At 50.6% G+C, this 18,672-nt stretch carries 20 protein-coding genes; 14 read left to right on the forward strand and 6 right to left on the reverse strand.

What is annotated here, in order from left to right; translation table 11 throughout:
- Positions 1-4: 4 nt before the first annotated feature.
- The 6 genes from I2B62_RS06915 to I2B62_RS06940 all read left to right on the forward strand — a co-directional run bounded on the left by I2B62_RS06915 (position 5) and on the right by I2B62_RS06940 (position 5,505).
- Positions 5-1,504: a cobyric acid synthase gene (locus I2B62_RS06915; protein ID WP_195268255.1), complete on the forward strand. Its 1,500-nt coding sequence runs from the start codon at positions 5-7 to the stop codon at positions 1,502-1,504.
- A gap of 1 nt (position 1,505) precedes the next feature.
- Positions 1,506-2,510, forward strand: a complete 1,005-nt coding sequence (gene cbiB, locus I2B62_RS06920; RefSeq protein WP_195268256.1) for an adenosylcobinamide-phosphate synthase CbiB — start codon at positions 1,506-1,508, stop codon at positions 2,508-2,510.
- Positions 2,511-2,521: 11 nt separating this feature from the next.
- Positions 2,522-3,571 (forward strand): threonine-phosphate decarboxylase CobD, encoded by a 1,050-nt coding sequence (cobD, locus tag I2B62_RS06925; RefSeq protein ID WP_195268257.1) that lies wholly within the window; start codon positions 2,522-2,524, stop codon positions 3,569-3,571.
- A gap of 7 nt (positions 3,572-3,578) precedes the next feature.
- Positions 3,579-4,133 (forward strand): bifunctional adenosylcobinamide kinase/adenosylcobinamide-phosphate guanylyltransferase, encoded by a 555-nt coding sequence (cobU, locus tag I2B62_RS06930; RefSeq protein WP_195268258.1) that lies wholly within the window; start codon positions 3,579-3,581, stop codon positions 4,131-4,133.
- 89 nt (positions 4,134-4,222) lie between these two features.
- Positions 4,223-4,735: an SEC-C metal-binding domain-containing protein gene (locus tag I2B62_RS06935; RefSeq protein ID WP_195268259.1), complete on the forward strand. Its 513-nt coding sequence runs from the start codon at positions 4,223-4,225 to the stop codon at positions 4,733-4,735.
- Between the two features lie 125 nt (positions 4,736-4,860).
- On the forward strand, positions 4,861-5,505 hold the full coding sequence (locus tag I2B62_RS06940; RefSeq protein WP_195268260.1) for a TetR/AcrR family transcriptional regulator: 645 nt from the start codon (positions 4,861-4,863) through the stop codon (positions 5,503-5,505).
- Positions 5,506-5,564: 59 nt separating this feature from the next.
- On the opposite strand, the gene I2B62_RS06945 is transcribed toward I2B62_RS06940, so the two are convergent.
- The 3 genes from I2B62_RS06945 to dcuC form a co-directional block, all read right to left on the reverse strand.
- Positions 5,565-5,708: a hypothetical protein gene (locus tag I2B62_RS06945; protein WP_195268261.1), complete on the reverse strand. Its 144-nt coding sequence runs from the start codon at positions 5,706-5,708 to the stop codon at positions 5,565-5,567.
- A 12-nt stretch (positions 5,709-5,720) separates the two neighbouring features.
- Positions 5,721-6,887 (reverse strand): uroporphyrinogen decarboxylase family protein, encoded by a 1,167-nt coding sequence (locus tag I2B62_RS06950; protein WP_195268262.1) that lies wholly within the window; start codon positions 6,885-6,887, stop codon positions 5,721-5,723.
- Between the two features lie 119 nt (positions 6,888-7,006).
- Positions 7,007-8,380, reverse strand: a complete 1,374-nt coding sequence (gene dcuC, locus I2B62_RS06955) for a C4-dicarboxylate transporter DcuC (RefSeq protein ID WP_195268263.1) — start codon at positions 8,378-8,380, stop codon at positions 7,007-7,009.
- A gap of 208 nt (positions 8,381-8,588) precedes the next feature.
- On the opposite strand from dcuC, the gene I2B62_RS06960 reads away from it, so the two are divergent.
- A complete protein-coding gene (locus tag I2B62_RS06960) occupies positions 8,589-9,086 on the forward strand; it encodes a helix-turn-helix domain-containing protein (RefSeq protein ID WP_195268264.1) in 498 nt (165 codons plus the stop codon).
- A 49-nt stretch (positions 9,087-9,135) separates the two neighbouring features.
- On the opposite strand, the gene I2B62_RS06965 is transcribed toward I2B62_RS06960, so the two are convergent.
- The 3 genes from I2B62_RS06965 to I2B62_RS06975 form a co-directional block, all read right to left on the reverse strand.
- Positions 9,136-9,981, reverse strand: a complete 846-nt coding sequence (locus I2B62_RS06965) for a 2-oxoacid:ferredoxin oxidoreductase subunit beta (protein ID WP_195268265.1) — start codon at positions 9,979-9,981, stop codon at positions 9,136-9,138.
- Complete coding sequence (locus tag I2B62_RS06970) at positions 9,978-11,651, reverse strand: 2-oxoacid:acceptor oxidoreductase subunit alpha (protein WP_195268266.1); 1,674 nt, start codon at positions 11,649-11,651, stop codon at positions 9,978-9,980. The genes I2B62_RS06965 and I2B62_RS06970 overlap by 4 nt, the downstream gene beginning before the upstream one ends.
- Before the next feature lie 77 nt (positions 11,652-11,728).
- Complete coding sequence (locus tag I2B62_RS06975) at positions 11,729-12,643, reverse strand: DMT family transporter (RefSeq protein ID WP_195268267.1); 915 nt, start codon at positions 12,641-12,643, stop codon at positions 11,729-11,731.
- A gap of 136 nt (positions 12,644-12,779) precedes the next feature.
- Here I2B62_RS06975 and dnaX point away from each other — a divergent pair, with 136 nt between their 5' ends.
- The 7 genes from dnaX (at position 12,780) to I2B62_RS07010 (ending at position 18,647) form a co-directional block, all read left to right on the forward strand.
- Complete coding sequence (dnaX, locus tag I2B62_RS06980) at positions 12,780-14,492, forward strand: DNA polymerase III subunit gamma/tau (RefSeq protein ID WP_195268268.1); 1,713 nt, start codon at positions 12,780-12,782, stop codon at positions 14,490-14,492.
- A gap of 144 nt (positions 14,493-14,636) precedes the next feature.
- Positions 14,637-14,969, forward strand: a complete 333-nt coding sequence (locus tag I2B62_RS06985) for a YbaB/EbfC family nucleoid-associated protein (protein ID WP_347707801.1) — start codon at positions 14,637-14,639, stop codon at positions 14,967-14,969.
- A 28-nt stretch (positions 14,970-14,997) separates the two neighbouring features.
- Complete coding sequence (gene recR / locus I2B62_RS06990) at positions 14,998-15,597, forward strand: recombination mediator RecR (protein WP_195268270.1); 600 nt, start codon at positions 14,998-15,000, stop codon at positions 15,595-15,597.
- Positions 15,598-15,627: 30 nt separating this feature from the next.
- The gene (gene ptsP, locus I2B62_RS06995) at positions 15,628-17,361 is read left to right on the forward strand and encodes a phosphoenolpyruvate--protein phosphotransferase (RefSeq protein ID WP_195268271.1); all 1,734 of its coding nucleotides are present in this window, start codon (positions 15,628-15,630) and stop codon (positions 17,359-17,361) included.
- 19 nt (positions 17,362-17,380) lie between these two features.
- Positions 17,381-17,647, forward strand: a complete 267-nt coding sequence (locus tag I2B62_RS07000) for an HPr family phosphocarrier protein (RefSeq protein ID WP_195268272.1) — start codon at positions 17,381-17,383, stop codon at positions 17,645-17,647.
- Positions 17,648-17,761: 114 nt separating this feature from the next.
- Positions 17,762-18,247: a YtxH domain-containing protein gene (locus I2B62_RS07005; protein WP_195268273.1), complete on the forward strand. Its 486-nt coding sequence runs from the start codon at positions 17,762-17,764 to the stop codon at positions 18,245-18,247.
- Positions 18,248-18,263: 16 nt separating this feature from the next.
- Complete coding sequence (locus I2B62_RS07010; RefSeq protein ID WP_195268274.1) at positions 18,264-18,647, forward strand: DUF948 domain-containing protein; 384 nt, start codon at positions 18,264-18,266, stop codon at positions 18,645-18,647.
- Positions 18,648-18,672: the final 25 nt, after the last annotated feature.

The following is an 18,672-nucleotide window of genomic DNA, read 5'->3' on the forward strand; positions in this document are numbered from 1 at the left end:
AAAAATGAAAAAGGCAAAAAATATCATGTTTCAGGGGACGGGCTCATCCGTGGGAAAGAGCCTGCTGACCGCAGCAGTGTGCCGGATTCTGAACAATAAAGGTTACCGTGTAGCGCCCTATAAATCCCAAAATATGGCGCTTAATTCTTATATAACGCTGGACGGCAAGGAGATGGGCAGGGCCCAGGTGGTCCAGGCCGAATGCGCCAGAATTGAGCCGCAGGTAGAAATGAACCCTGTGCTGTTAAAACCAAACTCAGACGTGGGCTGCCAGGTCATCCTGAACGGAAAGGCAGAATTTAACATGAACGCGGTCGAGTACCACGCCCACAAGGCAAAGCTGACCGGCGTGGTCATGGACGCCTACAACCTGCTGGCCGAAAGCCATGATATCATCGCCATCGAAGGCGCGGGAAGCCCGGCGGAGATCAACCTCCGTGACAACGACATTGTGAACATGGGGCTTGCCGAAATGGTAGACGCGCCGGTCATTCTCATCGGCGATATTGACCGCGGCGGCGTTTTCGCCTCCATTTACGGTACCATCAAGCTGCTGGAGCCTGAGGAACAGGCAAGGATCAAGGGCTTTATCATCAACAAATTCCGCGGCGACGTCGAGCTGCTGAAGCCAGGTATTGAGATGATCGAGGAAAAGGTGGGCGTTCCGTGCCTGGGCGTTATCCCCTACCAGCGCCTTGTCATTGACGATGAAGACAGCGTAACCGAGCGGTGGGACGAGCAGCGCGAGGGTGTGATTACCATCGGCGTGGTACGCCTGCGTCATATTTCAAACTTTACCGACTGCACAGTCTTTGACATGTACCCCGATGTTAAGGTAGAATATTATGAGAACCAGCGGGAGCTGCACCGTGCCGATCCCGATCTCATTGTGATACCCGGCAGCAAAAATACCATTGATGACATTGTGAAGCTGCGGGAAAGCAGGCTGGAGGAAGAAATACTGGCCAAGCATACAGCAGGCGTGCCGGTAATCGGTATCTGCGGCGGCTACCAGATTCTCGGTCACGAGATCTGTGACCCGCACTGCGTCGAGTCCACAGTGGGCGACATCAAGGGACTGGGGCTTTTAAACATGCGCACTGTGCTGGAGGAAGAAAAAACCACCACACGGGTGGCAGGGAATATCAATGCGGATTTCCTGGATATGGGGCTGAGCGGCAGCGCCATCACCGGCTACGAGATCCATATGGGTGAAACCACGCCCATTGATGATACCAAGAGCTTTGCAACACTGGAGGACGGGCGCTTTGACGGCGCGGTATCCGCAGACGGCACAGTGATGGGAACCTACCTGCACGGCGTGTTCGACAACGACGCGTTCCGTGAAAAATTAATCGAAACCCTGAAAAAGAAAAAGAACATCGCGGCAGAGGGCGAAGCGGTTGATTTCAAAGCCTTTAAGGAAGAGCAGTACGACCTGCTGGCCGAAACCGTTGAAAATAATCTGGATATGCAAAAATTAATGGAAATTATTGGAGTATAAAATGCTTTTAGGAATGAGCGCAGGCATTTGGTTTTGTCTGATTGTGGGAGCAGTGGTGCTGGACCGCCTGATTGGCGATCCGGCATGGATTCCTCATCCCATTGTCTACATTGGAAAACTGGTTGGATTTTTAACCAAAAAATTAAATAAGGGCAAGGCCAGAAAGTTCAAGGGGCTCATTCTATGGGGGTTGACCATTGTGATTACCGGCGCTGTTATTCTGGCAGTGCAGTACATTGCGTACCGGCTCAATATCGTTTTGTTTTATGCGGTGAACCTTTACCTTTTATCCACCACCATTGCGGCGAAATGCCTGCAGGAGGAAGTCATGAAGGTCTACGACGCCCTGCGGGATAAGGATATTCCCAAGGCCCGCACCATGGTCGGCTATTTAGTGGGGCGCGATACCCAGGAGCTTCAGGAGGGCGGCATTGTCCGCGCGACAGTGGAGACCACTGCGGAAAACACCATTGACGGGGTGCTCGCACCGATTTTTTACATGATAATCGGCGTTGTGCTGTGGGTTTTTGTGCCCTTTATCAATCCGCTGCTGCTGGCCATGCTGTACAAAGCAGTCAACACCATGGATTCTATGGTCGGCTATGTCCAGGAGCCCTACAAGGACTTTGGCTATTTTTCGGCCAAAATTGACGATATCGCCAACTTTGCGATCGCGCGTATTGGAAGCTGGTTTATGCTCATTGGCGGCTTGTTTTTAGGATACAGGGTCAGTGAGGGGCAGCGGATTTACGGACGCGACCGAAAGAACCATAAAAGCCCCAATTCCGGGCATCCGGAATCCGTGGTGGCCGGGCTTTTGGGCGTCCAGCTGGGCGGCACCAACCTGTATTTCGGGCAGATGCTTGAAAAGCCAACCATCGGCGATGCCGGGCGGAGCCTGGCCTATGAGGACATCAAAGACACCATCAGCATCATGTTCTCCAGTGAGGTCGTGATGATGGTGCTGACGAGTCTGGTTTTCTTTGGAATTTATATTGTTTCATAGCGAGGAAAAGAATGAATAAACACGGTGGATACCGAGGCGATAAAAAAGATATATTGGATTTCAGCATCAATATCAACCCGCTTGGCATGCCCGGGGGGCTGAGAAAAAGGCTGGAGGCGGCTCTGGACGAGCTTGGCAAATATCCGGAGATTACCGGAGAGACAGCCCGGGCGAAAATCGCGGCGGATATTGAGATGGCTCCGGAAAATGTGATTCTGGGAAACGGCGCCATTGAGCTGATCTATCTTTTTGCCAGAGGCGTTCATCCAGAGCGGGCGCTCATCCCGGTGCCGACCTTTAACGAGTACCGGCGGGCCCTTGATATGAACGGCTGCGGCCCGGTCAGTGAGCTGGTGCTGTCGCCGGAGGAGCATTTTGAGCTGGATCCGGATGCGCTTATCCACAGGGCAAAGCAATGCCGCCCGAAAGCTGTGTACCTGTGTAATCCGACCAATCCGACAGGACGCCTTTACAGCAAAGCCTTTATCAAAGACCTGATGGACCGGATGGACCCGGAAATCATCTGGTTTATTGATGAATCCTTCATTGAATTTTCAGGCGTTGAAACCTGTCTGGAATATGTGAAGCATTCATACCATCGTATTTTTCTGCTGCGTTCCCTGACCAAGTTCTTTGGCGTGCCGGGGCTGCGGATCGGCTACGGCGTCGGCTCGGCAGAGCTTATCCGGGCCATGGAAGCCTACAAAGAGCCGTGGACCATCAATACCCTGGCCCTGGAAGCCGCCATGTGTATTTATGACGACAAGGCCTACATGCAGAAAACAAGGGACTATATCCAGACCGAGCGGCAGCGCGTTTTTGAGGCCCTGTCCGGTCTGCCTGCGCTGAGCGTGTATCCGAGCGGCGCCGATTTTCATCTGTACAGGGTGGAGGGAAGAAGCGCGCAGACACTTCAGAAAGAGCTGCTTGAGCAGCGGATCAATATCCGGACCTGTGAGGATTTCGCAGGACTGGAAACCCAGTTTTTCAGAGCGGCCATCAAGCGGCGTGAGGATAATGACCGGCTGATTGCAGCTTTAAATAATATTTTAAGGGGATAAAAAGAAAATGGGAAGCATAGTATTTGTAACCGGCGGCGCCCGGAGCGGCAAAAGCAGTTTTGCGGAAAAGGCAGTCAAGGAAGTTGGCAATAAGGTCGCCTATATTGCCACAGCCATTGCCTTTGACGACGGCATGAAGGACCGGATACGAAAGCACCGGGAACAGCGTCCGTCGGAGTGGGCCACCATTGAGCGCTATAAGGATTATGAAGTCATGGCTGAGGATCCGGCCTTTCAGGAGGCCGATACCATTCTGTTTGACTGCCTGACCGTCATGATCACCAACAATATGCTGGATTACGATGTGGATTACGACCACTGCGGCATGGACACCATCGCAGAGGTTGAGGATAAGATCAGGGAACAGGTTCAGACACTGCTTGAGGTGTGTAAGGACAAGCACCTGTTCATGGTCTCGAACGAAGTAGGGCTGGGGCTTGTGCCCTCCTATAAGCTCGGCAATTATTTCAGAGATATTTCCGGCAGAATGAACCAGTATGTGGCCTGCCGTGCTGATGAGGTCTACTTTACCGTGTCCGGGATCCCCATGAAATTGAAGTGAGGCTGCGTTTTATTGCAATTCAGGAATTGTAATAAAACCAAGAATGCGATATAATATTTTGAGCAAAACAGGAACAGAAGGAGAAAACCATGAGTTTATACGAAGAATGGAAAGAAGCCGCGTCAGTCGACCCTGAGGAGGATGAAAAAGGCTACAAAGAGCTGTGGAATGAATATCTGACTAAGGAAAAAGCCTTTTATGAAGATATTCTGGGCAAAAAACAGGATGTCGTAGAGGGGACCATCAGTGAGCTGGCAGAAAAATACAATGTCACCCCAATGATGATGGCAGGCTTTATGGACGGCATCAGCGAGAGCCTGAAATCCGATCTGGATAATCTTGAAGCGCTGGAAGCCGACACCCAGGTCCGCCTGGAAATTGACTTTGAAAAGCTGTACTACAACATGGTCGGCGTACCGGCAGAATGGCTTTATGAGCTGCCGCAGTGGGATGATATCCTGACAGCCCAGAGAAAAAGAGAGCTGATGAAAGCCTCCAGAGAAAGAAACACCGTTGTTAAAAAAGAAAAAATCGGACGTAATGATCCATGTCCATGCGGCAGCGGTAAGAAATATAAGAAATGCTGCGGCAGAAACGCGTAAGCATAAGCCCCGGGACGTAACGAAAAGTTATGTCCCTGTTTTTTTAGGGTTTAATACATATTTTCCTAAATAATTCTGTCCATTTCGCCCTTTTTATGGTATACTTCCATCGGAGGGTTATAACAATGACGATTAAACGAAAAGGAAACATTACAAAAGAGCGAATACTTTATTTTGCTAAAAAGGAATTTTATCAAAATGGTTATAACAAGACACAGTTAAAACGCATTGCTGAGCAGGCAGAGCTTAGTCTTGGCAATTTAAACTATTACTTTAAAAAGAAAGATGATCTGGTAAAAGAGATTTACAATCAGTTTTTTATAGAGGTTTACCAGTTTATTGAAGACCAGCATGTTCGTGACGCGTTACAGCAGCACTGCTGCTTTTTGTATATTATCTATAATATTGTCCTTACCGATGAAAATAACAAACGGTTTTATTATGAAATTATTCAGAATAAATCGAATTACCGGGTGATGCAGGAGCTGATGCACGCAAAATACCAGGATATTGTGGAGTCGTTACAGCTTTCGCTGTCCGATCTGGAATTTGAATTTATTATTTTAACGGAATTTGGGGCCAGACGTGAGATTTTTTTGAACTATTTTACCGGTCACCTGCCCCTGACCATTGACGCGCTGATTTATTATTTGATTAAGAATACCTGCAAAAAGCTCGATGTTTCCGGTGAAGCGTTTGAGGCTCTGATTGCGCGTTCCCACGAATTTATCGCGCAAAAAGATTTTTCCCAGCTAAAATTTCTTGTCTGAAAAAGCAGAGGCCCTGTCTGTCATACCGCGACAGTCAGGGCCTCTGCTTATTTAGAAAGCTACATTAACGATAAAAACAAAACAAATCCAGCGAGCAGGCCTTCTTTTGAAGCGTCATCGGGTAAAAAATCGAGCATTGGTTTTAAAGCTTCTACGCCTTCGGGATATTTGGTATAGTCTATTTCTTTTTTGTTTTCGTCCATTTTTATTTCTCCTTATTGATAATTATGAATAAATTCGCTGACGGCCAGTAAGTTTTCACGGTTACAATCGCTGGGATGTGATGTGAATTTATCGGTACAGAGGATTAAACCGCCGTCCCGGCCCACTTCATCAATGACCCGTTTCGCGTAGTCGATACATTCCTGCTTTGTGCCTCGGGAGATCAGCGAAACTGGCAGTCCGCCCCACAGGCATAAATTTGGCAGCCGTTTGCGCGTCTCAAAAATATCGTCCATTTCGACATAAAAGCAGAAGTGTCCCTTGGGCAGCTCCTGTAAATATTCGGTGACATGCTTAAAGGAGCCCTCGCTCAGTATAAACATGGTGGTGTCGGTTTCGATGATTTTATCGGCCAGCTCTTTAAACTGCGGCCAGAAGAATTTTTCAAACTGCTTTGGATTAATCATATTTTCGCTGAGCATGATCGTAAAAGCAGTAAAGGCGCTTGACGGAGACTCGGTGTGCTGAATGCCGTCGATGAGGTTTTTCACAAAGGTGTTGTGATAAACTTCGTTAAAAGCCAGAACCTTTTCTGGTATTTTTCTGAGATCACGGGATAAGCCCTTCATTCCCCTTAAGAAGTTGTACAGTGACTCGAAAGCGGGGTAGATGCGGGCGCCGTTGACTGGATCTAAGAGCGGGGGAACGCCGCATTCCTCGGCCAGCCGTTTATTGGTTTTCTGCATTGCCTGGTCGTAAGAAAGGAACTCGCCAAGTGTGTTTTGGATGGTCTGAAGCGGCATTTCACTTTTGAAATAGGTATACTTTCTCGGAATAATGTTTTCCCACAGTGTCTTGAGAGGATTCTCTATAAAAGGGTCATAATCGTCTTCATGAAAGTGATTTTGTTCCTCCAGCATTAAGGTGTTATTTTCATCGTTGATCTGGTACTCAAAATTTCCCAGGCTCCGTGTCATGATCAGCGGATTCCGATCTCCGATATCGAGCATTGCATCAAATTGATAGCGTTTTTGGAAATCAATATTAGCGTTTTCAATCTTTTGCTGATCTAAGAGCGCGTCGCTTAGTGTGTATCCCAGGTCATAATACCGCCAAAAAGCGTCATTCGTTACAAAAGGCACTCTTTTGGGTTTTCTTTCCATCCGGACAGCGTCGTCAAACAGTTTGATTCGTTCGTCTAAAGCTTTTTTTTGATCCATGTTTTCCACCTTCATTTTATATTTTATTTGAATTATACATTGATTTCCTAAAAAAATCAATACTTTTTAGGAAAAATATTTAATTTTCATATTTTTTAATTTGTTAATCTGTATTGAAATTATTGCAGGATTGCTGCGATGATGATATTTAGCAGGTAGGCCCCTGCGACCGGAATGATGTTTCTCTTGACCAGCGCGATGATATCGACCTCCACCATGCTCGCTACTGTGAGCACAGCCGACCCGATGGGTGAGAGCACCCGGCCGTAGCCCATGGAAAGCTGTATGGGCAGCAGGGCGATTTCCGGCATGATATGGTAGGTGTTGAGCAGATTTAAGATGGAGTCGGTAAAGGGGGCCATGCCGGCATTGGGTGAACCGGTGAAAATAATGATAAACATGCCCAGCAGCCCGATGATCGCAAAGACAATGATCCCATTTAAAGGGGTCTTTGAGATGAGTTCTGCCAGCACGGTTAAGCCGCCAATTTTTTGGAGTGCGCCGGCAAAGACGGAGGCGGCGGCAATCAATACAATCGTTACAGTGAAGCCATCGCCCATGCCTTCAAAAAAAGTTTTGGTTGCATCCATGGACTTTATGACGCTGCGCGACCGGATCATCTCAATGGCGGTGCAGATAAATAAAGAGATAAACACCGCGGCACAGACTGAGATCACAATGGATGAAATGACCAGTTTACTAAAGGTAATGATAAAAACAAGGGGAATCAGCGGAAAGAGGGCGTAAAATTTAGGAACGCCAATTTCGCTGGTGGGGAGCTCGGGTATTTCCTGCCGTTTGGCCGAATAGCCTGCTTTCTGATCCCATTTCCAGTTGACAACCGCGCACAGCACAGCAGACAGGAGGATCGGCAGCGTCGAGATGGGGATTTGAATACGGATAAAGTATTCGGCTGCCGTCATGCTGGAATGTATTTCGGATAAACCGTAAATGGGCATGGGGGCGGCAGGGCCGAGATCCATGGCGCCGCCGAGTAAAATGGCCGCCGCCGCGCTCAGCTTGCTGATGCCGCAGGAGCGCAGGACCGGGAACAGGGTAATAATCAGTAAAACGCTCAGGCCGGTGTGGGATGGGATTGCAATTTCCAGTAATGCCCCTAAAATAACAGTGCAGCCCACAATAATGTAGGGATTTTTAATTTTTTGAAGGGGCTTGGAACAAAGGCGGGTGAGCATTTCGGTGGCGTGGATATGGTTCATATACCTTGTAAAGCCCATCAGAGGCAGCAATATCATGCCCAGATCGATATACTGGGAGCAAAAATAGGATTTCATGAATTCAAAGATATCTAAAAACCAGTTACCGACGGATTCCTCTCCCATAATGCTTTGGCCTGTGAACAGTGACCAGAAAAAAAGGATGACAAAGCCCAGAGCGAGCAGGCTCATGGGCGCGTAAGCTTTTTTCATAATCATAAAAATCAGCAGGCCAATCGCAACAAAGGTGAGTAGTACTTGAATAAAGCCGATCATTTTTTTCCTCGTTATGAAATTATTTCAGCGCTGATCTATCTCTAATTTAGCATGCAATGATAAACGCGTCAATTATGCAGTTTTTTATGAGTAAATAGAAAAAAACTAATAAACTTAGAAAAAAAGGAGCAGGGGATAAAACCGTTTGCTAAAGGGGAAAAAATCATATATACTTTTTAATGTAAAGCGAAAAAGGTGGGGTTCATAAATGAAGGAAAAAGTTTTAACCGCAGAAGCGATCAATGAAAAGCTGGAGGAGCGAAAGGGCTTTATGGCGAACTGCCAGAGCTTGATTGATACAGAGGATGACGAAACGTTTTTATCGGTTTTCAGTACGATTCCGGATTTTCCGGTGGGCTATGCCTCGGCTGAAAAGGCCATGGCGCTGATCAGCGGCAAATGGAAATATGCCATTCTCCGCCGGATTTTTATACGCCGCTGCATGCGCTATTCTGAGCTGAAAAAATCGCTGGAGCCCGACGGCATTACGGATAACATGCTCGCATCCTCTTTAAAAGAGATGGTGCAGGCGGGATTGCTTACTAAAACCATTTATGCAGAGGTTCCGGCCAGAGTGGAATACGCCATCACGCCAAAGGCGATTGAGATGTACCGGATTATCCTCAGGCTGGCGATGTGGTATATTACCTATGAGAAAAAAGAGCTTCAGGAATTACTGGAGGCGGCTGAAACAGAAGCGCTGTGATAAAAAACCCCGGGACGTAACGAAAAGTGACGTCCCGGGGTTTTTGCGATCACACAAACGCGTTCATCAGCGTCGTGATGTTTTCTAAATTGGTCTCCCGGTCCACCAATGCCGGGCCTGCGGACAGCACGGAATGGGTTTCGGCAAAGGCCGGCTGGTTATTTTCATAGAAAACACCAATGGGAATCCGGTCGCTTTTGGTCATGGCCAGCGCCAGAGCGGCCATGCGGTCGTCTGTGGGGTGGCTTTCGTCCAGAATATCCACATGCTCCTTATAATATTTAAAGGTGTTGACCTTGTTGAAGCTGACGCAGGGCTGAAGAATGTCCAGGAGCGCATAGCCCTTGTGGCGGATGGCGCGCTTCATCATTGCGGCCAGATGCTCCTTATTGCCGCTGAAGCTGCGGGCCACAAAGGTGGCGCCAGCGGTCAGGGCAATGGCCAGCGGATTAAAAGGAGTGTTCAGGTTGCATACTTTGTTGACACTGTGCTCGGTACAGGCGTCTGTGGTGGGGGAAATCTGCCCCTTGGTCAGGCCGTAGATACGGTTGTCATGGACAAAGTGGGTGATGTCCACGTTGCGGCGGACGGCGTGGAGAAAATGGTTGCCGCCCTCGCCGTAGGAGTCGCCGTCACCGGTGTCGATGATGACCGTCAGCCTGTCATTGGCCATTTTTGCCGCCTGGGCGGCGGGGAGGGAACGGCCATGCAGCCCGCAGAAGGCATTGGCGTTCAGATACTGTGGTGTCTTGGCGGCCTGGCCGATGCCGGCAGCCAGGAGCACCTGGTCGTTGGGCAGATCCAGGTCTTCCAGGACGCTTTTTAAGGTGTCGAGGATCATAAAATTGCCGCAGCCGGGGCACCAGGCGGTTTCGTGCTTGATATAGGTACTCATTTGTTTTCTCCCTTCATGACAGCGTCGGCAATCTCCTCACCGGAGAGCTGGCGGCCGTCGTATTTTAATACGGAAGCGTCACAGCGCAGCAGGGCCTTTTCACGGAGTAAGGCGGCCAGCTGGCCGGTGGCGTTCTGTTCCACGTTCATGATGGTTTCTGCCTGCTTTGCGAAGCCGCGCAGCACCTGCAGCGGCAGCGGGAAGACATCGCCGAACACCAGGGCGCCGTAGCCGCCGGGGTTTTTTTCATTGAGGATTTCCACGGCTTCCTTTAGCGGCCCCCACATGGATCCAAAGCCGATGAGCAGGGTCTTAAAGTCTTTATCGCCCAAAAAGTCGGGCTCTTTAAGCTCATAGCGCAGGGCGGCCATTTTGCGGGCGCGTTTTTCGACCATGGCGTTCCGCATTTCGGCGGATTCGGTGATGGCGCCCATCTCGTCGTGCTCGTCGCTGTCGGTGGTGACAATGGCCTTGGTTTTGCCGGGGATAAGCCGCGGCGAGATGCCGTTTTCGGTGATCTCGTAACGGCGGTAATCCTCGGGGGCGCCAGTCAGGGATGCGCCTGCGGGTTCTATTTCCAATGTGTTCAGGTCAAAGGGAAGAACCGTGGCGGTGCCGTCGGCCAGGTACTGGTCGCTCAACAAAATGACGGGCATCTGGTATTTTTCGGCCAGGTTAAAGGCGCGCACGGTCTGGTAAAAGGCGTCCTCCTGGTTTTTGACGGCGATGACCATATGCGGGAAATCGCCGGCGCTGGCGGCGATGGCAAAGCGCAGGTCGGCCTGCTCGGTGCGGGTGGGCAGCCCGGTGGCCGGGCCGGGGCGCTGAATATCGCCGATGACCAGCGGGATTTCCGCAATGCCGCAGAAGCCGACCGCCTCGGTCATGAGCGCGAAGCCGCCGCCGACGGAGGCTGTCATGGCGCGCGCGCCGGCATAGGAGGCGCCAATGGCCATGTTGACGGCCGCGATTTCATCCTCTGCCTGCTCCACCATTACGCCGGTGGCCGGGCTGGTATCGGCGAGATAGTTGAGAATGGAGGTAGAGGGGGACATGGGATACGCGGAATAGAACCGGAGGCCTGCGGCCAGAGCGCCCAGTGCGATGGCGTCGTTGCCGCTTAGCAGCAGGTAATCGCTGTAGCTTGCGGGCCGGTGTTGGTAACGCGCTTCCATGCTGTCGTAGCCGAACAGCAGCCCCTGGCGGTTCATCTCCAGAAAAGCGGGCTTGATGGAGTCCGCGAGCACGGTCTCGGCGGATTCCAGGGTCTCGCCAAAAAGTTTGAGCACTGCGCCCATGGCGATGACGCCAGCGACCTTGGGGTTGCCCAGCTCGCTGGATTTTTTACGCATATCAATTTTTAACGCGTGGGGATGATCGGTTTTGAGGCCAATGTCACAGAGGATAAAGCCGCCGTCTGCCAGCTCGTCCTGGTGCCTGGAAATGGTCTCCTCGTCCATGGCGATAATGCCGTTTACCTCGAGGGAATGTGAGGTGATGGGCTCTGGGCCGAAGCGGACCAGGGTAAAATTGTGGCCGCCCCTTATACGGGACATGAAATCACGGGCTGAAAAGACAAAATAGCCGGACTTCTTCAGAACTTTTTCAAGCACAGCGACCATGGTGTCAATGCCGTCACCAGCTGCGCCGCCAACCAATAAATTGTACATGGATATTTTCCTTTCTGGATACTGATAGAATAGGTTATTTATACCCAAAAAAGAAAAAAGAAAAAGCCTGTTGAGAATTAATCACAGGCTTTTTCGGGAATCTCCCCCTCGGGCGTCTTTCTGCGCAGGAAGGAAAGCTTGGTTTCGGAGACGATGATGGCGATAAAGATCAGGACAAAGCCGATGATCAGTTTAGGGGTCAGGGCTTCGTCGTAAAAGATCACGGAGAACAAAACGCCAAAAACGGATTCCAGGCTCAGGATAATGGCAGCGGCAGAGGGGTGGGTGTATTTCTGCCCGACGTTTTGCAGCAGCAGGGCCACCGCGGTGGCAAAGACCGCCAGAAACAGCAGCCCGAGGACGCTGTCAAGGGTCCATACTGTGGGCAGGGACTCGGTGGCAAAGCCGGCGATCCAGGCAAAGATGGCCGCGTAGCCGAACTGAAGGATGGTGATGAGGATGGGGTCCCGGTCCCGGCCCAGCTTGGCCACTGCGACCATGTGTGCCGCGAAGCACAGCCCGCCCAGCAGGGTAAAGGCATCGCCAAAGCCAATGGTAAGCCCCTCGGTCAGTGAGACCAGGCCAATGCCCACAATGCAGATAACAGCGGCCAGATAGTTGTAAACATCCGGCTTGGATTTATCCACCGCCCAGAATAAAAAGGGGACGATAATGCAGTAAATCGCGGTTAGAAAGGCATTTTTCCCGGGTGTGGTATCGGTGATGCCGATGGTCTGGAGACTGTAGGCGGCAAAGAGGCAGAAGCCGATCACGGCGCCGCTGATAAAATAGCCCTTATCCAGAAGCTTAAGCTTTTTGCGGAAAATAACCGCCAGCAGAATACAGCCGATGGTAAACCGGAAGCCCAGCAGCATGTGTGGTGTAAAAATATCCACGGTATTTTTAACCACAAAGAAGGAGCTTCCCCAGATGATGGCAGCGCCAAACAGCGCGCACTTTGCCAGAAATTTTATTTTTTTCGAGTGTTCCATAAGATTTCCCTTCACGTATATTTATACAGTTATTCTTAATATTATACATGATAAATCGAGACAAGTAAAGGGAAGGTCTATACAAAAAACACGCGTTATATTATAATAAGGTTAAGAAAAAACAGAGGAGAGGATCATGGCATATTTAGCGTTATACAGACGGTACCGCCCGCAGGATTTCGACAGTGTTGTGGGGCAGGAATACGTTACGCGCATTTTAAAAAACCAGATATTATCGGGCCGTGTGGGGCATGCCTATTTGTTCTCCGGAATCCGTGGAACAGGAAAAACATCCATCGCCAAGATATTTGCCCGGGCCATCAACTGTGAACACAACGAGGACGGCAACCCCTGCAATGCCTGCAGCACCTGCCTGAATATTGAGAAGCCCGGTGTCATGGACATCATCGAAATCGACGGTGCGTCCAACCGCGGGGTTGATGAAATACGGGAAATCCGTGAAAAGGTGAAATATCCACCTACAATGGGTAAGTATAAGGTATATATCATTGATGAAGTGCACATGCTTACCAAGGAAGCCTTTAACGCACTGTTAAAAACCCTTGAGGAGCCGCCGGAGCACATTGTCTTTATTTTGGCCACCACAGAGCCCAACAAGCTGCCCATGACGATTCTGTCCAGATGCCAGCGCTTTGACATCAAGCCGATTTCCAGTGAGCTGATCGCCGGGCAGATCGGGCGTATTCTGAAGGACATCGGCGTGGACATGGATCAGGAGGCCATTGATTTTATCGCCTACCGGGGCGACAGCTCCATGCGTGACGCGCTGAGCCTGCTGGATCAGGTCATTGACATCCGTGAGGCGGATAAAACCATTACCTATGAGGATGTGCTGGCCTTTATGGGCATGGTGGACGAGGATCAGGTCGCCGGGCTGGTACAGGCCATGCTGGCCGGCGACAAGGGCGGCGTGCTGCTGAAATTTAAGGCAATGCGCGAAGCCGGACGCGACAGCGGGCTGGTGTTTGGCCAGCTGATTGACTACCTGCGCAAGGTGCTCATTGTTAAGACTACCGGCGCTGCCAGCCAGGAAATACTGGGCATTACCGAGAGTGCCTGCCGCACCCTGGCGGATATGGGGCAGAATGTGCCGGACCAGCGGTTTTACAGCATGATTGATTTTCTCATTGAGGAAAAAAACAAGCTGCGCTACAGCGGGCTGGCCGCCATTATTGTGGAGATGGCGCTGTTAAAACTCTGCGATCCTGAAAGCCTGGTGAAAACCATGGTACCGGAGCCGCCGGAAAGACTGGCCGGGCAGCTGGGGCGGCCAGCGGGCACGGGAACGCCAGTCAGGCAGGCCCAGGCAGCATCTCAGCGCCCCGATAACGCGGCGAAAAGCCGGGTTCAGGAAATGCGGGCAGCCGCACAGACAGCGGCCCGGGAGCCGGCGGCTGTCCAGGCCGCACCGGAGCCGGAAGCTTTACCGGCCGCCAGCGTGAGCGCGCCGGAGCCGCCGGCAGCGGAAGCTAAAACCGACGGAGGCGGCGTGAACACCGATACCCTGTACACCGGACTGGTGCGGAGCTGCCAGAAGCAGAAGCAGATGCTGGTTCATTCACTGATGAGCTGTAAGCTGGCGCATAAAGGGGACAAGAAGCTGGTGCTCCGTTTTACAGCGGACAAGGAGGGCCAGGCGGCAATGGGCATGTTAAAGCTTCCGGCCATGTTTGAGTTTGTGAAAAAGACTCTGTGTGACCTGGGCGGGGAGGCGTACGCGCTGGATCTTGAGCTGGTGGAAAAAAACTATGACGAAATGTCCATCCTTGAAAAGACAAAAACCATCATCAACGACGACCGTGTGGAGGTCGTGGAGGTAAAAGGGTAGGACTGTTTGAGAAATTATGTAAAATATCCTTCTGCTTTTATTAAATGTAAAAATTTATATGGAAATATTGAAATTTAATGATATAATATTTTGGTCTAAAACGATAAAAATTTTTAGGAGGTAAAAATGGGTCGTGGTAGAAGAATGCCCGGAGGAATGCCAGGAGGCGTGCCGGGAAACAAGAATAATATAATGAAGCAAATCCAGAAAATGCAGGACGAAATGTTAAAAGCCCAGGCAGAGCTGGAGGAGAAAGAGGTGGAAGCCACCGCTGGCGGCGGCGCTGTCAAAGTGACGGTCTCAGGAAAGAAGATGATTACATCTGTAAAAATAGATCCTGATGTTATAGATGAAGACGATGTTGAAATGCTGGAGGACCTGATCATGGCAGCCTGCAACGAAGCGCTGTCAAAGGTCGAAGAGATGACCGAAAGCCAGATGGGCAAGCTCACTGGTGGTATTCCAGGGTTATTTTAAGCTTAAACAGCAGAATATGAGGTGAATTATGGGTTTTTATCCAAAGGCCATTGAGAGATTAGTTACTGAGCTTGGAAAGCTTCCGGGTATTGGAGAAAAAACCGCTCAAAGGCTGGCCTTTCATCTGATCGACGCTCCGTCGGAAGAGATTGAAGGTCTGTCAAACGCCTTGTTAAATGTAAAAGATAAAATCCGGCTGTGTCCGGAGTGCTTCAGCATCACCGACGGTGAACGCTGTGATGTGTGCTCCGACCCCAACCGGAACCGTAAGCTGATCTGCGTTGTGCAGAGCACAAAGGATATTTTCGCCATCGAAAAGACCCGGGAGTATAACGGCCTTTACCATGTGCTGCACGGGGTTATCTCGCCGCTTGAGGGCATTGGCCCGCAGGATATCAAGGCCAAGGAGCTGCTTCTGCGCATTGGTGAAAATGACATTGAGGAAGTGATCATGGCCACAAACCCCACCCCGGAGGGCGAGGCGACAGCCATGTACCTGGGCAATCTCATCAGCCCCCTGGGCGTAAAGGTTACCCGCCTGGCCAAGGGCATTCCCATCGGCGCCGATGTGGAATACATTGACGAAATCACACTGATAAAAGCATTTGAAGGTAGAAATACAATTTAGAGAATCTTATAGAAAGTGGAGGATATTTTCATGTTAAAAGAAGGAATTATTGCGTCCCCTGGTATTGCCATTGCAAAGGCATTTGTATATGACAAGGTTGAAGTGGAAGTCAGCGAAAAAAAGGTTGACGATCCCGCGTCCGAAGTTGCCCGCCTTCAGGATGCCCTTGGAAAAAGCAAGGAACAGATCTTAAAAATCAAAGAAAAAGCGGCCCGAGACCTGGGAGAAGAGGAAGCAGAAATCTTTGAAGCCCACGCCATGGTTCTGGATGACCCGGAATTTGTGGACAGCATTACCGCGGAAATCAATACCAACGGCGTCAACGCTGAGTTTGCAGTTAAAACCGTGACCGACCGCTTTTTTGAAATGTTTGACATGATGGACGATCCTTATTTCAGCGCCCGCGCCGCCGATATCCGCGATGTGGGAACGCGCGTGCTCAACAATGTCATGGGGGTTGAAAATGTGGACATCTCCTCTCTGGATGAAGATACCATCATCGTGGCCGACGACCTGGCGCCTTCCGATACCGCGCAGATGGATAAAGCCCGTGTCAAGGGCTTTGCCACCAACATCGGCAGCCGTACCTCCCACACCGCCATCATGGCGAGAAGCCTGGAAATCCCGGCGGTTCTGGGTCTTGGCGACATCACCACCGCGGTCAAAAACGGCGACATCGTTGTGGTCGACGGCTTAAAGGGACAGGCGGTGATCAACCCGACGGACGATGAGCTGGCCGCCTATCAGAAACAGCAGGAAGACTACCAGGCGTACATCCGGGAGCTGGCTGAGCTCAAAGAGCTGGAAGCCGTGACCACCGACGGGCACAAGGTTGAGCTGGTCGGTAACATCGGCTCTCCCAACGATACCGACGGCGTGCATAAAAACGGCGGACGCGGTGTCGGCCTGTACCGTACCGAGTTCTTATACATGAACAGCGACACCATGCCGGATGAAGAAAAACAGTACGAGGCCTATAAGGCTGTGATCGAATCCTTTAACGGTGATCCGGTTATCATCCGTACGCTGGATATCGGTGGCGACAAGAAGCTGCCCTATCTGCCTTTGGAAGAAGAAATGAACCCGTTCCTGGGCTTCCGCGCCATCCGCTTATGCTTCCGCGAGGTGGACATGTTTAAAACCCAGCTGAGAGCCATCCTGAGAGCCTCTGCCTTTGGAAACGCGCTGATCATGTTCCCCATGATCTCCGGCGTATCGGAAGTGCGCCAGGCAAAGGGCATCCTGGAAGAATGTATGAAGGAGCTGGACGAAAAGGGACAGGCTTACGACAAGAACATCCGCGTGGGCGTGATGATCGAAATTCCATCGGCGGCGGTGACTTCGGACATCATTGCCAAAGAAGTGGATTTCTTCAGCATCGGCACCAATGACCTGTGCCAGTACACCCTGGCGGTGGACCGCATGAACCAGGAGGTTTCCTACCTGTACAATCCGCTGCACCCGGCCATCCTGCGCCTGGTTAAAACGGTGATTGACGCTTCCCATGCGCGTGAGGGCCTGTTTACCGGGATGTGCGGTGAAATGGCCGGCGACCCGATGGCAACCCTGATCCTTCTGGGGCTGGGCATGGACGAGTTTTCCATGAGCGCGTCCTCCATCCCGCAGGTTAAGAAGATCATCCGCAGTGTCAGCTATGAAGACGCAAAGGCCATTGCAGAAAAAGCCCTGAACCTGGAAACCGGCGACGAAGTCAAGGAAATGGTTCAGGCAAAAATCGCAGAATTAGGAATAAAAATCGTTTAGTAAGTAGGTGAATTTAAAAATGGTAAGTAAGGTTGTAACCATTACCAACGCTACCGGCCTGCATGCAAGACCGGCATCCATGTTTGTACAGACGGCTGGCAAGTACCGGTCCAAAATTGAAGTGGTCAGGGGCGACGCGCGCCTAAACGCCAAGAGCATCATGGGCATTATGTCCGGCGGCATCGCGCAGGGTACCACGGTCACCATCGAAGCCGATGGCGAAGACGAGCAGGAAGCCCTGGACGCGCTGGTCGGGCTGGTGCACAGTAATTTTGGTGAAAAGTAAATAAAAAAAGTAAAGAAATTTTCAATAATACCTCAAAGGGCTGTTCAATTTAAGCTTTTTGGGGTATTATTATATTATTGATAAAAACGATTTAAAACTAGGAGGACAAAGAATATGAGTTGTAACAAGGGTTATTTTGTAGGCGGATTGTTCGTCGGAACAATCATTGGCGGTGCATTAGGTATTCTGCTTGCCCCAAGCTCCGGCGAAGAAACACGCCGCAAGATTAAAGACGGTGCCCAGGACACCTTTGGTGATGCCTATGACCAGGCTGTGGAATACGGTGAAAACCTGAAGGAACAGCTTCAGGACATGACCGATTCTGTAACCGATAAGGTAAACCAGTACAAAAACCAGATTGAAAATAAAATCCAGGAAATCCAGGACGAAGTGAACCAGGATATCGAAGAGTTAAACGAAGAGCTGGAAGCCCTTCAGAAGGAAGACGGCGAAGCCGTTGCCGACGCTGCCAAGGATACCATGGACGCGGCAAAGGATGCGGTGGATAACGCCAAGGATGTAGCGGCTGACGCGGCCGACAAGGCCTCTGATGTTGCAGACGATGTAAAGGACGCAGCCAAAGACGTCATTAAAAATTAGGACGGGTGCCTGTTAAATGATGACTGTAAGCTTTAGTATCTGGGAATTGGCGGTTCTGATTATCGCCATTGCTTTTGTGTTTGGAACGGTCTACCTGATCAAGGTTTTCAAAAACCTGGGCTCGACCCTGGAAACCACAGCCAAGCTGATGGATGAAAACCGCGCGCAGATCCATAACATCATGGACAACGTGGATAATATCACGCAGAATGCCGATGACATGACCAACAAGGCCAACGCCATGCTGGGCGGTGTAGAGGATTCTGTCACCCATCTTAAATCCGACGTGGTAGACCCCTTGGTCGGCGCTTTTGCCAAAATCGCCAAGGTGATGCAGGTTATCAGCAAGGGTGAATCGCGGGTGGCCGGCAAAAAAGAAAAAAAGATTAAAAAAGTTTGATCAAATAAAGAGAAAGCCCCGGGAC

This window comes from Eubacterium sp. 1001713B170207_170306_E7 (assembly GCF_015547515.1).
Classification (GTDB): domain Bacteria; phylum Bacillota; class Clostridia; order Eubacteriales; family Eubacteriaceae; genus Eubacterium.

Coding starts and splice junctions, on each gene's coding strand:
- I2B62_RS06915 (WP_195268255.1), top strand. CDS start 5: ATGAAAAAGGCAAAAAATATCATGTTTCAGGGGACGGGCTCATCCGTG.
- cbiB (WP_195268256.1), top strand. CDS start 1,506: ATGCTTTTAGGAATGAGCGCAGGCATTTGGTTTTGTCTGATTGTGGGA.
- cobD (WP_195268257.1), top strand. CDS start 2,522: ATGAATAAACACGGTGGATACCGAGGCGATAAAAAAGATATATTGGAT.
- cobU (WP_195268258.1), top strand. CDS start 3,579: ATGGGAAGCATAGTATTTGTAACCGGCGGCGCCCGGAGCGGCAAAAGC.
- I2B62_RS06935 (WP_195268259.1), top strand. CDS start 4,223: ATGAGTTTATACGAAGAATGGAAAGAAGCCGCGTCAGTCGACCCTGAG.
- I2B62_RS06940 (WP_195268260.1), top strand. CDS start 4,861: ATGACGATTAAACGAAAAGGAAACATTACAAAAGAGCGAATACTTTAT.
- I2B62_RS06945 (WP_195268261.1), bottom strand. CDS start 5,708: ATGGACGAAAACAAAAAAGAAATAGACTATACCAAATATCCCGAAGGC.
- I2B62_RS06950 (WP_195268262.1), bottom strand. CDS start 6,887: ATGGATCAAAAAAAAGCTTTAGACGAACGAATCAAACTGTTTGACGAC.
- dcuC (WP_195268263.1), bottom strand. CDS start 8,380: ATGATCGGCTTTATTCAAGTACTACTCACCTTTGTTGCGATTGGCCTG.
- I2B62_RS06960 (WP_195268264.1), top strand. CDS start 8,589: ATGAAGGAAAAAGTTTTAACCGCAGAAGCGATCAATGAAAAGCTGGAG.
- I2B62_RS06965 (WP_195268265.1), bottom strand. CDS start 9,981: ATGAGTACCTATATCAAGCACGAAACCGCCTGGTGCCCCGGCTGCGGC.
- I2B62_RS06970 (WP_195268266.1), bottom strand. CDS start 11,651: ATGTACAATTTATTGGTTGGCGGCGCAGCTGGTGACGGCATTGACACC.
- I2B62_RS06975 (WP_195268267.1), bottom strand. CDS start 12,643: ATGGAACACTCGAAAAAAATAAAATTTCTGGCAAAGTGCGCGCTGTTT.
- dnaX (WP_195268268.1), top strand. CDS start 12,780: ATGGCATATTTAGCGTTATACAGACGGTACCGCCCGCAGGATTTCGAC.
- I2B62_RS06985 (WP_347707801.1), top strand. CDS start 14,637: ATGCCCGGAGGAATGCCAGGAGGCGTGCCGGGAAACAAGAATAATATA.
- recR (WP_195268270.1), top strand. CDS start 14,998: ATGGGTTTTTATCCAAAGGCCATTGAGAGATTAGTTACTGAGCTTGGA.
- ptsP (WP_195268271.1), top strand. CDS start 15,628: ATGTTAAAAGAAGGAATTATTGCGTCCCCTGGTATTGCCATTGCAAAG.
- I2B62_RS07000 (WP_195268272.1), top strand. CDS start 17,381: ATGGTAAGTAAGGTTGTAACCATTACCAACGCTACCGGCCTGCATGCA.
- I2B62_RS07005 (WP_195268273.1), top strand. CDS start 17,762: ATGAGTTGTAACAAGGGTTATTTTGTAGGCGGATTGTTCGTCGGAACA.
- I2B62_RS07010 (WP_195268274.1), top strand. CDS start 18,264: ATGATGACTGTAAGCTTTAGTATCTGGGAATTGGCGGTTCTGATTATC.